This is a genomic window from Paenibacillus faecis, from assembly GCF_008084145.1.
GTDB classification, from domain to species: domain Bacteria; phylum Bacillota; class Bacilli; order Paenibacillales; family Paenibacillaceae; genus Fontibacillus; species Fontibacillus faecis.
On sequence record NZ_VSDO01000001.1, the window covers coordinates 363,826 to 378,907 of the forward strand.

Genomic DNA, 15,082 nt, shown 5'->3' on the forward strand with positions numbered 1-15,082 from the left:
GCCGATGAACCACCTTCCTTTGACCTTCGATTCGGCCGGCAAGGATTGCCGTTTATCGGGGTCAACCGCCTGATCGCCCCTTTGTTGCCGTTTGCGGCAATCGGGGCGGTGCTTTTTCGCTAAAATAAACGCGCGTTCACAAACGAAGGGAGAGCAATTATTCATGAAATTCGGACATTTTGACGACGTTCGCAAAGAATATGTCATTAACACACCGCAAACTCCGTATCCTTGGATCAACTATTTGGGCAACGAGCAATTTTTCGGCCTGATCTCCAATACGGCCGGCGGCTATACCTTTTACCGCGACGCCCGCCTGCGGCGGTTGACGCGTTACCGTTATAACAACATCCCGCTGGATACGGGCGGCCGCTACTACTACCTGCGCGATCACGACACCCAGGATTTCTGGACGCCGGGCTGGATGCCGGTGAAGCGTGATCTGGACTTTTACGAGTGCCGCCACGGTCTCGGCTATACTTCGATTACGGGCGAGCGCGGCGGGATTTCCGTCACCCAACTGGCCTTTATTCCGCTCGGTTATAACGGGGAAGTTCATCGCTTGACGGTCAAGAATACCAGCGCGGCGGCCAAAACGGTCTCCCTCTTCTCTTTTGCCGAATTCTGCCTGTGGAACGCCCAGGACGACATGACGAACTTCCAGCGCAATCTTAGCACCGGCGAAGTGGAAGTAAAGGATTCCGTCATTTATCACAAAACCGAATACCGCGAACGCAGAAACCACTACGCGTTCTATTCCGTCAACCGGGCCATCGACGGGTTCGATACGGACCGCGAATCCTTCGTCGGTCTTTATAACGGCCTCCATGAGCCGCAAGCGGTTGTCCAGGGCAAAGCGAACAATTCCGTAGCCAGCGGCTGGTCTCCGATCGGTTCGCACGAAGTGAAGCTGAACCTGGCACCGGGCGAGGAGCAAAGCCTTGTCTTTATTTTGGGCTATGTGGAAGTGCCGGAGGAAGAAAAATGGGAAGCGCCAAGCGTGATCAATAAAAAACCTGCGCTGGCCATGATCGAGAAATTCGCCACGGATGCCGATGTGGATCGCGCGATGGAAGAGCTTGCCGCCTATTGGAATGGACTGCTCTCCAAATATCAGATCAACAGCGGCGATGACAAGTTGAACCGGATGGTCAACATCTGGAATCCGTATCAGTGTATGGTTACGTTCAACATGTCCCGCTCCGCCTCCTATTTCGAATCCGGCATCGGCCGCGGTATGGGCTTCCGGGATTCGAACCAGGACCTGCTCGGATTCGTGCACCAAATTCCGGAGCGCGCCAGAGAACGGATTCTCGATATCGCCGCCACGCAGTTCGAGGACGGCAGCGCTTATCACCAATACCAGCCGTTGACCAAGAAAGGCAACAACGAAGTCGGAAGCGGATTTAACGATGACCCGCTCTGGCTCATTCTCGGGACGGCCGCTTACATCAAAGAGACCGGCGACGTCAGCATTCTGGATGAACAGGTGCCGTTTGACAGCAATCCGAACAATACGGCTACCTTATTCGAACATTTGAAGCGTTCCTATTATCATGTCATCCATAACCTCGGACCTCACGGCTTGCCGCTGATCGGCCGGGCGGACTGGAACGACTGTCTGAATCTGAACTGCTTCTCCAAAGAGCCGGGCGAATCGTTCCAAACGACGGAAAACATCGCCGGACGAACGGCGGAATCCGTCTTTATCGCCGGTTTGTTTGTTTTCGTCAGCCCGGATTTTGCGGAGATCTGCCGCATGCGCGGTCTGGATGAAGAAGCTTCCGCGGCGGTAGCCCATATGGAAAAAATGCGCGCCGTTACGCTCGAACACGGCTTCGACGGCGAATGGTTCCTGCGGGCCTACGATCATTACGGCCAAAAAATCGGCAGCAAGGAAAACGAGGAAGGCCAAATCTTTATCGAGCCGCAAGGCATTTGCGTTATGGCCGGCATCGGCGTGGAAGAAGGGCTTGCCGACAAGGCGCTGACTTCCGTTAAAGAAAAACTCGATACCAAGTACGGTATCGTGCTGCAGCAGCCTCCATACTCCAAGTATTATCTCAACTTGGGCGAAATTTCCACGTATCCGCCTGGGTATAAAGAAAATGCCGGCATTTTCTGCCACAACAACCCTTGGATCATGATCGCGGAAACCGTGCTTGGTCACGGAGACAGAGCGTTCGAAGTCTATTCGAAGATCGCTCCCGCCTATCTGGAGGATATCAGCGAAATCCACCGTATGGAGCCGTATGTATATTCCCAGATGATCGCCGGCAAAGACGCGGTTCGTCACGGGGAGGCCAAGAACTCCTGGCTGACCGGTACCGCGGCTTGGAACTATGTGGCGATTACCCAGGCGATCCTGGGCATCCAGCCGGACTTCCGCGGCCTGAAGGTGGAGCCTTGCATCCCTGCCGCATGGGACGGCTTCGAGATTACCCGCGTATTCCGCGGCGACACTTACGTCATCAAGGTGCAGAACCCGAACCGCGTTTCGAAAGGCGTCAAGAGCATGACGGTCGACGGTCAAGCGGTAGAAGGCAACATCATCGTTCCGATCGGCGACGGCGGCGTGCACCAAGTTGAAGTGGTATTAGGCTAGTTAAAAAAAACCAGGGCAGGGGATTTCTCCCCTACCCTGGTTTTTTGCATCCTATACATAGGCACGCACGAAGCGGCCCCCTACATTCCAGAGATATCCAAATATTCTTTTATCCCATCGACAATGGCTTGGGCCGCCTTGTACTGCATATCCTCGGAGAACATCGCTTCCTCGTCCGACGGGTTGCTTAGAAACCCGACCTCTAACAGAACCGCAGCCATACGGGTCTCTCTAATGACTTGAAAATTTCCGTCCTTGACGCCGCGGTCTTTTAAACCCATGGCTTCCACTAAGCGCTTATGAATCGCGTCGGCTAATTCTTTGCTGCTGCTTCGTTTATAATAAAAGGTTTCCGTTCCGGTCGTTTGCGGTGAAGAGGGCACGCTATTGCCGTGAATCGAGACGAACACATCCGCATTGCCATCATTGGCCATCGCCACGCGCTCTGGACGGGTTGGGTAAACATCGCTTTCACGAGTCATTACGAGATGAATCCCGGGCTCCTGTAAAAGTAACTCCTGGACTTTCAAGGCTAACGCCAGAGTAAACTCCTTTTCAGGTCTCTTGCTGTAGCTCGTTGTCCCCGGATCGCTGCCGCCATGACCCGCGTCAATTACTACCGTTTTGAGTCCCGGTTGGACGACGGGATCTTGGGGAGTAGCAGGATTATCAGGAGTAACAGGATTATCTGAATTAACAGGATCGGAAGAATTCCCCGCTTCGCTTAAATCAACGATCAAGTTGCCTTCCTGAAATTCATAGTTATACCGAAGTTCTTGGTCCTTCTTTAACTCGACAACGATCCGGACTTGTTCCGGATCACGCTGAAACAGCGAATATCGAATGTCGGCGATCTGGGCACTTCCGCTCACGTCCAAACTCCCGTTCAGGCCGGCTCCCAAAGGCTGAAACGTATCCGCGAATGCGGTATGCGGCAAATCGATGACTATTCTATCAGGATTCGGCAGTGTAAATAAAGTGGGAGTAACCTGACCGTTCATCGAGATAACAAGCTGATCGTTGTTAAAATTGATTTCGTTTATATACTTCAATGATTCCTCGGCTTGTTCTTCCGGCGGAATCACATTTTTTTCTTTACTTGCAAGATATACGGTTTTATCGGCGTTGTTCCAATTTACCTCCAGCCCCATCTGCTCGCTGACAAAACGAATCGGAACCAATACCGTATTTTTTTGCACGAGGGGTGCGGTGCTTAGCAACACTTGCTTATCGGCGACCTTCGCTTCTTTCTGGCCCACTTTTAAAGAAATCGCATTCGACTGGTTTTCGATTTTAACGTTTTGCGTCTTTTGATCCCATTTAACATTGAATTGTAAATTTTCGGCCACAACCCTTATGGGAATCATCACGCTGTTGTTGATACTGGCGACTTCCACGCCTTCCGGGGGAAGGATTTCCTGGCCGTCCAGGACGATTTTGGATTGCGCGGGTTTTGCATGAATTTCCTGCGGAAAGAACGCGATGAAAAAAGTCAAACTGAAAAATAAAAAAAATATAGCCTTTTTCATTTCTACACCTCTATTAGTCGTCACAATCTATGATTTTGTTATGGCTACTCTTCCCCTGCCACAAAGGTATGTCCCCCCATCTTGTAATTATTTCTACATGGATAGATAGTTTCCCTCCCAAATCTACATTATTTTTCATTCTTTTATTTTTAAAGAACATAAAAAAAACCAACCGCAGTATTCCTGCAATCGGTTTTTTAAAAGCGTACGAGATACGCGGACTTTATATCAGGCTCTTTTGTTGATCCGGTTACGACCGCCCTGGCCTACCCGCACTTTACGGATAAAGAAAGACAGCAAAAAGGCCGCCAGTGTGATCCCCGTAGCGACTTCGAACGCAAAGTCGATCCCGTTGATGGTCGCTGCTTTGGTAATCTGCGCAAGCTGCTCCGTATTCGCCGGGTCCCGCGGGTTAATGCCCGCCGCCAGAATCATCTCCGTCACCCGATCCTTCGTCCGGGAAGACATGATGGAGACAAGCAGCGCGGTTCCGAGCGCGCCCGCGATCGTGCGCAGCGTATTCGACATGGCCGTTCCGTGCGCGTTCAAGCGGGCGGGCAGCTGGTTTAAGCCGGCCGTTTGAATCGGCATCATCAGCATGGACATGCCGAACATCCGGACCGTATAAATGAGAATGAGCTGGGTGTAGGTCGTGCTGTCCGTCAGTCTGCTGAACTCCCATGTCGTCACGGTCGTGATGGCCAGACCGGTCACCGCCAGCCACCGGGCTCCGATTCTGTCGAAGATGATCCCGGTCACCGGGGACATGATCCCCATCAGGATCGCCCCCGGCATCAGCAGCAGGCCGGATTCCAGCGGCGAGAAACCGCGGATCGTCTGCAGGTAGATCGGCAGTAAAATCATGGCCGCGTAAAGCGCCATCGTAACAATAACGTTGATCACCGTCGTCAGGGAGAACATATCGTAGCTGAACACCCGAAATTCCAGCATCGGATGGCTGCTCTTGACTTGACGCCACAGGAAAAGCGCCAGGGCCACGGCGCCGACGATCAGACTGACGGTCACTTCACCAGCGCCCCAGCCCAAGCTTCCCGCTTCACTAAAGCCATACAGGATGCCTCCGAATCCCAGGGTCGAGAGGATAACCGACAGCACATCCAGTTTGGGACGCGATACTTCGGTGACATTTCTCATAAATATAACGCCTAGAATAACCGAAAGCACCGAGAACGGAAGGATAATCCAAAAAAGCATGTTCCACGGATGATGTTCAATAATCCAGCCCGACAGCGTTGGGCCGACAGCCGGGGCGAACACCATGGCAATCCCCATCGTGCCCATCGCCTGACCCCGTTTTTCAATCGGAAAAATCGTCAGAAATACGACTGTCATCAGCGGCATAAGTACGCCAGCCCCCGCGGCTTGAATCAGGCGGCCCGTCAATACCAGCTCGAAATTCGTACCGATTCCGCAGACGACGGTGCCGATCGTAAAAAGCGTCATCGCCGCCACAAACAGTCCCCGCGTCGTAAACCGTTCCATCAAATATGCGCTGACCGGGATGAGAACACCGTTGACCAGCATAAATCCGGTGACCAACCATTGTATCGTCGTTTCCGTGACCTTCAAATCGCGCATCATGTGAGGCAACGCCACGTTCATCAAAGTCTGATTCAAGATGGAGACGAAGGCTCCGATCAGGAGCGCCATGACGATCGGCCATCTTTTTAAGGGGAGCGCTCCGGTATTCGCAGTATTTTCCATGCGGATTCTTTCTCTCACTTTCTCAAGTAGGATGACGGCATCAACTTTTTTTCTATAACCTTTCCCAAGTTCTTTGGTCATATGCAGTGAAGATTAGATCTATCCGCATTCCACAGTCGGTGATATAATCAATGGTAGATATATCCTATTTTTCAAGGAGGCATCGTACTTATGTCATGGTTCAACAGACTTCCTCTATCCAAAAAAATTTCCGCCGCGTGCTATCTGGTGGCCGCCATGTTTGCCGTTCCTGCGCTGGTTTTGTTTGCGGTGGTCGGGAAACTGCTGGCCGGCATTATTTTGATCGCCGTGTTGGGAGCGCTTACTTACCCGCTCACCCTGTATGTTCAGAAGTCTTTGACCGGCTCCTTCGATGACATTTCCAATGCTTCCGCGAAAATCGCCAAAGGCGATTTCACCGTCCGGATCATGGAAACCGGGGGCATGGAAGATCTGAACCGCGCGTTCAACAACATGGCGGACAAGCTGCGCAAAATTTTGCAGGAAACGTCGGAAATCACCCGGAAAGTGATGGATTCCAGCCGTTCGATCGCCGATCGCAACCAGGAGCTCATCCGCGTCATGACTCAGGTGACCCAATCCTCCAACGAGCTGGCGCTCGGGGCCAACGAAATTTCGGAGGATGTCGCCGGCATGAAAGATTCGATCGGTGAAATCGAGCTTAAAGTCAGCAATTATGCCGACTCCACCCGGGAAATGAATCAGCGTTCCGTGGAAATGCTGAGTCTGGTGGAGCGGGGTCAGGAATCGGTGTCCCAGCAGGCCGAGGGAATGAAACGCAACATTGAGGCGACGAACCGCGTGGCCGAATCCATCGAGGCGTTGGCGCAAAATGCCCGGGGAATCACGAAGATTACGGCCACCATTTCAGAAATCGCGGAGCAGACCAACCTCCTCTCCCTGAACGCTTCCATTGAAGCGGCGCGGGCGGGCGAACATGGCGCCGGTTTTGCCGTCGTGGCCCATGAGGTCCGCAAGTTGGCCGAAGAATCCACCGCCTCCACCAAAGAGGTGTTCAGTCTCGTCCGCAGCATCGAGCAGGATGTCGAGCGCGCCGGACACAACATCAAAATCAATGAAGACGTGGTGCGCCAGCAAAATGAAATGATCCGGGAAGCCGAACAGGTCTTCCAGCAAATCGTGGATAGCGTTCAATACATTTCAGAGCAAATCTCCGCTTTCTCCCAAGAAAGTGAAGCGATGCTGGAAAGCGCGCACCATATCTCGTCGGCGATCCAGAACATTTCGGCCATCACCCAGCAGTCGGCCGCCGGAACCGAGGAGGTCTCCGCTTCCATGAACGAGCAGATTACATCGATTCAAGCGATGGCCGATGAGGCCGAAGAAATGAAAAACGCCGTATTCCAGCTTCAAAAGACGATACATATTTTCAAATTTTAGCTCCCTTGATCTTGATACTAACCGCCGTTTCTCTTGGTGAGACACGGCGGCATTTTTTTTGCTATATTGGGGATAGTCCAATGACAGACCGATCGAAAGGAGACGACCGAATCATGTCTTCGCCTTGGGAAAACTTTTACCGTGAGCATAAGTCCTCATTGATCGCCATGGCTTACCGGTTAACGGGCTCTTGGGCGGAAGCCGAAGATATCGTCCAGGAAACCTTCACCTCCCTGCTTGAGACTCCCGCGGCGTTTGAGCAGGTGCGGAATCCGCTCCCCTATTTCAGGCAAGCCGTGGTCAATCGCAGCTTGAACGTGCTGAAGTCCCCGCGGTTCTCTCGAGAAACGTATCCGGGGACATGGCTTCCCGAACCTCTTTTTCAAACCGCCACCGAGACGGATCATTCCGTACTCCATGAAGAGCAAGTGTCATACGCCTTTATGGTGATGCTGGAACAGCTGTCCCCTGAAGAGCGGGCCGTCATGGTGCTTCGGGAGTCATTCGCCGTTGATTATCAAGAAATCGCCGCCATTCTGGACAAAAGCGAAGCCGCCTGCCGGAAATTGTTGAGCCGGGCTCGTAACAAGTTGGCCCGCAGCGGCCTGGAAGAAACGAAAGTCCCGGGAGACCGGGTTTCGGCTTGGGTCCAGGCCTTTCTCCAAGCCTCCCGGCAAGGGGAGTTCACCCCGCTGCTGGCGATGATACGGGAAGATGCCGTCCTTTGGAGCGATGGCGGCGGCAAGGTACGTTCGGCACTTCGTCCGATTTTTACGCGCGAGCGGATTATGGCCTTTTGGAACGGAATTACGCGCAAAGGCTCCATGGCCGGGGAACTGGTCCCGGTACGCTTAAACGGGGACTGGGGACTCCTCCTTTACCAGCAAGGCCGTCCCGTTAAAGCCATCGCATTTGAGGGGGATGCTCAAGGGCAAATCCGGAATATGTACCTGGTCACGAACCCGGATAAATTGGCCATGGCCCCTCCTCTTTCTTTGCCTTTGACTCATTGATTTTTTAGGGTTCGGTCACAAAATCCCCTCCTTCATTGTCTTAACTTTGACGGATCGAAATAATAGAACCATTTGGAGGGATTGCATTGAAGATGAGAGTGAATCATTATGCGGTAAATCCGGAAGTATATCGGGCCATGACTCAATTGGAGACCCGTGTCAGGGAAAGCGGGTTGGACCGGGTAACGTATGAACTGATCAAAATCCGCGCATCGCAAATCAATGGCTGTGCCTTCTGCCTCAACATGCACACCGAGGAACTGCGGAAAATGGGCGAATCCGAACAGCGGATCGCTTTAGTCAGCGTCTGGAAGGAGTCTCCATGTTACAGCGACCAGGAAAAAGCCGTGCTGGAGTTGACGGAAGCCGTCACCCTCATATCCGAGAAAGGCGTGCCTGAGGAGCTGTATCAGCGTGTACGGAATTACTACAGCGAGAAAGAATATGTCGATTTGATCTTCGCCATCAACCTGATCAATGCCTGGAATCGCATCGCGATTTCCACGGGGATGTTCCCCGGGTGCATGGACACCTAAAGCGGCGGTTCGCTGCCAAATGCAAAGAGCCTGGAGCTTTCGCTCCAGGCTCTTTGCATTCAACGTAAGTCCCGCCTTAATGGACGGCTGTCAAACGCACCCACATGCTTGCAAAATCCCCGTGCATGGATGATACCGGTATTCCCGCATACATCAGACGATCCCCGCCGAACACCTCTCCGCTAGGGTCAAGCCGGTAGTTTTTGGCCGGGTCCAGTCCTTCCAGCTTCACGCTGCGCAGCGGCGCATTCGGTTCCGCCAATACCCGGAAGTAGAACAGTAGCGCCTCCTCCTGGTCCCCGCTCACAAACATCCAGGAAGTGTCATTGCCCTCGAACGGGCTGCGCAGACGATACAGGTCGCCTTGCTGCACCAGACCGCGGATTTGCTTGTAGAACTCGATTTGACGCTTGGCCGTTTCCTTCTCTTCCTGCGTAAACTTCGTCAGATCCAATTCATAGCCGAAGTTGCCGGACATGGCGACGTCCCCGCGGAAGTTAAGCGATGTGATGCGCTCCACCTGATGATTCGGTACGGCGGAAACATGCGCCCCCATCGTGGAAACGGGATATACCAGGCTCGTGCCGTACTGAATTTTTAACCGTTCGACGCCATCGGTGTCGTCGCTGGTCCAAGTCTGAGGCATATAGTAGAGCATGCCCGGGTCAAAGCGTCCGCCGCCGCCGGAACAGCTCTCGAACAAGATATGCGGAAACTCGGTCGTCAGCCGTTCAAGCAGATCGTAGAGGCCGAGGATATAACGATGGGCGATTTCCTTCTGCCGCTCGGCCGGGACTTGGGCTGAACCTATTTCCGTCATGTTCCGGTTCATATCCCATTTGACGTAAGAGATCGGCACGCTGGCGAAAATAGCGCTAAGCCGCTCATAGAGATAAGTCCGGACATCCTCCCTCGACATATCGAGCACGAGTTGGTCCCGAGCTTCCGTCCGGCGCCGATTCGGAACATGCAGGCACCAATCCGGGTGGCTGCGGTACAAATCGCTGTCCGGGGAGACCATCTCCGGCTCGACCCATAGGCCGAATTGCAGGCCGGTCGCTTCAACCCGGCGGGCCAAATCCTCCAGACCGCCCGGCAGCTTGCGGCGGTCCTCGAACCAGTCGCCGAGCGAGCAGTTATCCTTGTCGCGGCGGCCGAACCAGCCGTCATCGAGCACAAACAGCTCGATTCCGAGTTCGCTCCCCGCCTTTGCGATGGCCTCGATTTTGTCGGCGTTGAAATCGAAGTAGGTGGCCTCCCAGTTGTTGACCAGAATCGGCCGCACTTGATCGCGATGCTGTCCGCGGCAAAGCCGGGTGCGGTACAACCGGTGGAACGTCCGGGACATACCGCCCAATCCTTCGCCGGAATATACCATAACCACTTCCGGAGTCTGGAAGCGCTCGCCCGGCTCAAGCCGCCAGCCGAAATCGAACGGATTGATGCCGATTTGCAGCCGTGTCGTTCCGAACTGCTCGACCTCGGCTTCCGCCACAAAATTACCGCTGTAAACGAGGCTGAATCCGTATACTTCGCCCTGACGTTCATTGGCGTCCGGACGAAGCAGTGCGATAAACGGATTTTGCTGGTGGGAGCTCGATCCTCTGCGGCTGCTGATTCCCGTGACGCCGGGCGCCAATTTCCGCCGCTGCACATGGCGTTCGCGGGCCCAAGCGCCGGACAGATACAGGGCGTCATAATCGCTGTCGGCAAAATCGACGGACGCGCTCAGCACACGTTCCAGTTCCACCGCGCTTTGACCGGCATTCGTGATGCCAACCGAACGGACAATGGCGTTAAAATCGGAAAATACCGTATAGAAAAGGGTCACCGTCAGCCCGGAAACCGTATCGATCAACTCAAGCTCCAACGTTTCGGCTTCGGAATTCTGCTCCGTATAAACGGCGGGCAGCCCCGGTAAAGCCGGTTTTCCGGAAATAATCCGATGGGAGCTGTAAGTCAATTCCGTGATCCGGGTGCCGTCCGCCAATTTCACTTGATAGGCCGGGCTGCGGAAGTCGCTGGTCCCGTATCCCGGATACTCCTGGGGCAGCGTGTCGAGAGAAATCCGTTTGTCCTCGGGAATCGGGTTAGGGGAAAACGACGCCCGCTCCGTCAGCTGTAACAAGTTCGAAAGATTGCTGTCGTTCCGCAGTTTGGGCCCGTAATACAGATGAGCCGGATAGCCATGCACCAATTGGATCAAATAGCTGGAATTTTGCGATTGCAAATGGAACAAACCCTGAGCTTTATCATAGAAAATGGGCATAGTAAAATCCTCCTGAATGGTTATGAATACTGGAATGGCTTTTACCCCATTCTACTATGTTATCCAGGAGGAGTAACGTTAATAAAGTGATCTTATATATGGATTTTTGTGTCTTTTTCACGGGGATAACTTAAGAGGCTTCACTCAAGGCCGCCTCCTAGGTCATACCGCGTCCTGCTCGTCTTCGTGAACCTGATTTTCGGGTTCGGGTCTGGAAAAGACATAGTAACAGTTTTTGCCTAAACGTTTGGCATGGTACATCGCCCGGTCCGCCTCCTCCAGCATGCGAGCCCGATCCACTTTAGAAGCATGGCATAGGCTTATCCCTATACTGCCCGTTACGGACATATCGCGCTCTTGAATATAATAGGGCCTGCTGATTTTGCTTAAAATTAAGCCGGCGAGAATCTCGACCTGGTTCGGATCGCGATTTTTCATAATAAACAAAAACTCGTCTCCGCCCATCCGAAACGCGAGCAGATTTTTGTTCGTTACCTGCCGTAAATCCTCGCTGACCTCCTTGAGCAATTGGTCCCCCGCATTATGGCCGTAAGAATCGTTGATCTCTTTAAACCGGTCCAAATCCAGACTCAGCACGGCCAGATTATCTTTCCCTTTAAAAGTCGACCAAAAATGTTCGAATCCGTTACGGTTCAGCAGTCCGGTTACCGGATCCCGGTACGCGAGTTCCCTCAGCGTATTCCTTTCCGCCAGCAGTGTACGGATATAGATCACTCCGGCGAGCAGTACTATAACAAAGAGACCATAAAGAACATAATGCAGGTTAATTCCGGATAAATTCATTGTCATCACCTATACATCCCCGTTTCTGCCTTACTTGTTGTCCGCTGCTGTTTGGGGACTCGGAATTTTACGGTCGTTCCCCGGTGGGGAACGCTGGAAATCTGCAAACCTTGGCCGTAAATTTGCTTCAATCGGCGATCCGTGTTGATCAGCCCTACTCCCTTAGGAGCCGTAGGTGTTCCGGTCAGCAGTTGCTGCAGTTTATCCTCCTCGATGCCCACCCCGTCGTCCGTTACGGCGAACTCCCATTCGGCCTGGAATTCCGCAATCCGAATGGTGACCGTGCCGCCGCTGGCCCGGGCAAGTATCCCGTGGCGGACCGCGTTTTCAACCAAGGTTTGAAGCGATAGAGGCGGAATATCCGCTTCCACCAAAGCAGGAACCTGCCAATCTATTTTGAGCCGCTCCCCAAATCGTTCTTTTTCAATATATAAGTAAGAATGGAGAAGTTCAAGTTCATGATCCAATGGAACGACACGCTCCAAATTTTTCAGGTCGAAACTCTTCCGCAGATAGTTGCCGAATTCTTCAAGCAGGATGACCATTCTGCCCGGATCGCTTTCGCTCAGTGAAGCGATGGAATTCAGCGTGTTGAACAGAAAATGCGGCTGGATTTGAGCCTGGAGCCACGCGGCTTCCATTTGAAGCCGTTCATGGATCGAGTGTTTGAGTTCAACCAGAGCGCGCACTCTCGCTTTTAACTCCATCGCCCCCACCGGTTTGGTGACATAGTCATTGGCGCCGGAGGAAAATCCCGCAAATACATCCTCGGGCCGGCTTCGGGCTGTTAACAGCAGCACGGGCAGTTCGGAAATGGAATAATTAAACCGGATTTTCCTGGTAAGCTCGTAGCCGGACATCTGCGGCATCATCACATCGGCAATCACCAAGTCCCATTCCCGGAGTTCCAGTTGTTTCAGGGCGTCCGCTCCGTTCGTTACGACAACGACATGGTATTGCTCCTGAGCCAGCATAGCCTCTAAAATTTTTAGATTAATGGGGTCGTCGTCCACCGCCAATATATGCGGTCGATACTCGCCTAACTGTTGAGAGTCAACCGCTGTTTCTTCCGCTGTCTGAAGAACCTCGGGGACCTCGATGGACATCGGAGGCGCTTCAAGCCTCCCTTCCGTATCCGCAGCCGTTTCCAAAAACGGCGAAGGGGCCGACAGCTCGTCCAGATGCTCAAGATCCACAGGGAGCGTGAATGTGAAGACGGAACCCTGCCCGGGAACGGACTGAGCGGTGAGCGTCCCGCCATGAAGCTCAACCAACTGCCTGCAAATGCTGAGCCCCAGTCCGATACCGCCTCCTGTCGCCGTGATCCCCGAATCCCCTTGCTCATAGGGTTCAAAGATCCGTTCCAGGGTATCCCGGTCCATCCCCATTCCCGTATCCTTTACATGAATGCAGACAGTCTCCTCTTTGATCTCGGCTTCCACGGTCACCTTTCCTTCGCGAGTATATTTTATGGCGTTATGCACCAGATTGAACAAAATTTGAACCAGACGATTCTCGTCGGCAACGACGTGAGGAAAAGGAGTTTGAAATCGTTGCTCCAACACCACCGGCTTGCCGTCGGTCATGTAACGGACCATGTCGAACACCCCGGCCACAACTCCCTCCAAATTCACACGATGTTTCTGCAGCCGAACATCCCGGTTCCGCAGACGTGTTGCGTCCAGCAAATCGTTCAGCAGCAAAGACATCCGTTGGCCTACGGTAACGAGCAGTTTCAGTTTGTCGCGGTGCTGAGGCCGAAGGGTGTTTCCTTCTTCATCCAGGACCGTCTGGGCCATATTGATCATGCCATGCAACGGATTGCGCAGTTCATGCGACGTATTGGCCAGAAAGTCATCTTTCTGCTTGTCCGCTCTAAGCAACTGCTCCGCCAGTTTACCGGCGCGAATCGATGTTTGGGTGAACCGGATAAACCAAAAGGAAGCGAAGCTGAGAAACGCGATGATCAGGTCCACCGGATAGTAAGGCATGTCCAGCCACACCCGGGCTTTGATTACCCCACCGATCAAAATATTCATCGACAGGGCCGTTGCCGCGAGGAGGAAGGAAAACGCCGTCTTCTCCCCGCTCCGGATGACGTTGACAATCGTCATTATAACGAGAAGGCTCATCCCTGCGTTGATGGCAAGCAGCAGGAGCCGGAAGTAGGTAATATACTCCACCGGCAGACACAACGTGACAAGGATGCTGACGATGCCCAGGGCGGTAAGGGCGCGGACCGGTTTTTCCAGTTTGCGTTCCCCCAGCAAAGACCTCGTGCATAAGGTGATAAATAAAGCCAAGCTCATATAAATCACAAGCCTTAATTTAACGGACCACACCACATCCAGTTGCAGCCAAGCGATCAGCATCCGATCGTCTTCCGACAGGACGGACAGAACCGCAAAAACATTCATGACGGCAAAATAAACCAGCCCTTTTCCTCGATACCCCATGATTAACAGGATCAAGGCGCAAAGACCGTGCAGCAGCATCACAATCGTGACGATAATTTGCATCGTTTTGGTGAAAAATTCTTCATGGGTTATGGCCGCCGCCGTTCCGAACTTGATGGATTGGTTGATGCCGCCTTTCCCTGAATATTCATGGTTCGAAACGTGAATGACAATATCCAGATAGGGCTTGTCCGATTTAAACAGGACGGTGTAGGGAATGTTGATCGGTTTGCTGACCGATGCGTTTCCGTCCGGATTGCCGGCCTGCTTCATCAGCTTGCCGTTGACGAACAGCTTGGACGCCGTATCGATACTATAGACTCGCATGCCATACAATAAATCATGATCTTTGAGGAGCACGCGCAGATGATAAGTGGCAAATTTATGTTTCCGGTAGAGTTCGGATTGATTAACCCAATTCGACGGTACCTGGATGAATTGCCGCCCCAACCTGCCCTCCGGTTTCACGAACGCTTCCGGTTCCACGAAGACCCCGGGATAAAATTCCCACTCTCCATTCAACGTAATCACCTGGTTATCGGTGAAGTTCCATTTACTAAGATCCTGGGTTCCTTGCTGCGCATGGGGATGCTCCGGAATCATGCGGAATTGGAACCATGACAAACGCAGGCCCAGAAGGAGAAGTATAAAAAGGATCAAATACAGAAGCATCTTTCGCTTGGAGTTCAGCTTGACAGGTTCGAGCGGCAATCGATTCCATTC

The 15,082-nt window shown here is 52.9% G+C and carries 9 protein-coding genes; 4 read left to right on the plus strand and 5 right to left on the minus strand.

The window, feature by feature from the left end:
* Nucleotides 1–163 precede the first annotated feature (163 nt).
* A complete protein-coding gene (locus tag FRY98_RS01670; RefSeq protein WP_148449968.1) occupies nucleotides 164–2,605 on the plus strand; it encodes a glycoside hydrolase family 94 protein in 2,442 nt (813 codons plus the stop codon).
* Nucleotides 2,606–2,685: 80 nt separating this feature from the next.
* Here FRY98_RS01670 and FRY98_RS01675 read toward each other — a convergent pair whose 3' ends face one another.
* Nucleotides 2,686–4,134, minus strand: a complete 1,449-nt coding sequence (locus FRY98_RS01675; protein WP_148449970.1) for an N-acetylmuramoyl-L-alanine amidase family protein — start codon at nucleotides 4,132–4,134, stop codon at nucleotides 2,686–2,688.
* 228 nt (nucleotides 4,135–4,362) lie between these two features.
* Complete coding sequence (locus tag FRY98_RS01680) at nucleotides 4,363–5,859, minus strand: DHA2 family efflux MFS transporter permease subunit (RefSeq protein ID WP_148449972.1); 1,497 nt, start codon at nucleotides 5,857–5,859, stop codon at nucleotides 4,363–4,365.
* 171 nt (nucleotides 5,860–6,030) lie between these two features.
* On the opposite strand from FRY98_RS01680, the gene FRY98_RS01685 reads away from it, so the two are divergent.
* The 3 genes from FRY98_RS01685 to FRY98_RS01695 all read left to right on the plus strand — a co-directional run bounded on the left by FRY98_RS01685 (nucleotide 6,031) and on the right by FRY98_RS01695 (nucleotide 8,830).
* Entirely contained in the window at nucleotides 6,031–7,281 is a 1,251-nt protein-coding gene (locus FRY98_RS01685) for a methyl-accepting chemotaxis protein (RefSeq protein ID WP_148449974.1), read from the plus strand.
* A gap of 113 nt (nucleotides 7,282–7,394) precedes the next feature.
* On the plus strand, nucleotides 7,395–8,294 hold the full coding sequence (locus tag FRY98_RS01690) for a sigma-70 family RNA polymerase sigma factor (protein ID WP_170286997.1): 900 nt from the start codon (nucleotides 7,395–7,397) through the stop codon (nucleotides 8,292–8,294).
* 86 nt (nucleotides 8,295–8,380) lie between these two features.
* The gene (locus FRY98_RS01695) at nucleotides 8,381–8,830 is read left to right on the plus strand and encodes a carboxymuconolactone decarboxylase family protein (protein WP_148449978.1); all 450 of its coding nucleotides are present in this window, start codon (nucleotides 8,381–8,383) and stop codon (nucleotides 8,828–8,830) included.
* A 76-nt stretch (nucleotides 8,831–8,906) separates the two neighbouring features.
* On the opposite strand, the gene FRY98_RS01700 is transcribed toward FRY98_RS01695, so the two are convergent.
* The 3 genes from FRY98_RS01700 to FRY98_RS01710 form a co-directional block, all read right to left on the minus strand.
* Entirely contained in the window at nucleotides 8,907–11,099 is a 2,193-nt protein-coding gene (locus FRY98_RS01700; RefSeq protein ID WP_148449980.1) for an alpha-galactosidase, read from the minus strand.
* A gap of 162 nt (nucleotides 11,100–11,261) precedes the next feature.
* Complete coding sequence (locus FRY98_RS01705; protein WP_148449982.1) at nucleotides 11,262–11,909, minus strand: GGDEF domain-containing protein; 648 nt, start codon at nucleotides 11,907–11,909, stop codon at nucleotides 11,262–11,264.
* Nucleotides 11,909–15,070, minus strand: coding sequence for a hybrid sensor histidine kinase/response regulator (locus tag FRY98_RS01710; RefSeq protein ID WP_249043305.1), 3,162 nt, complete (start codon nucleotides 15,068–15,070; stop codon nucleotides 11,909–11,911). The genes FRY98_RS01705 and FRY98_RS01710 overlap by 1 nt, the downstream gene beginning before the upstream one ends.
* Nucleotides 15,071–15,082 lie beyond the last annotated feature (12 nt).

Coding starts and splice junctions, on each gene's coding strand:
- FRY98_RS01670 (WP_148449968.1), top strand. CDS start 164: ATGAAATTCGGACATTTTGACGACGTTCGCAAAGAATATGTCATTAAC.
- FRY98_RS01675 (WP_148449970.1), bottom strand. CDS start 4,134: ATGAAAAAGGCTATATTTTTTTTATTTTTCAGTTTGACTTTTTTCATC.
- FRY98_RS01680 (WP_148449972.1), bottom strand. CDS start 5,859: ATGGAAAATACTGCGAATACCGGAGCGCTCCCCTTAAAAAGATGGCCG.
- FRY98_RS01685 (WP_148449974.1), top strand. CDS start 6,031: ATGTCATGGTTCAACAGACTTCCTCTATCCAAAAAAATTTCCGCCGCG.
- FRY98_RS01690 (WP_170286997.1), top strand. CDS start 7,395: ATGTCTTCGCCTTGGGAAAACTTTTACCGTGAGCATAAGTCCTCATTG.
- FRY98_RS01700 (WP_148449980.1), bottom strand. CDS start 11,099: ATGCCCATTTTCTATGATAAAGCTCAGGGTTTGTTCCATTTGCAATCG.
- FRY98_RS01705 (WP_148449982.1), bottom strand. CDS start 11,909: ATGACAATGAATTTATCCGGAATTAACCTGCATTATGTTCTTTATGGT.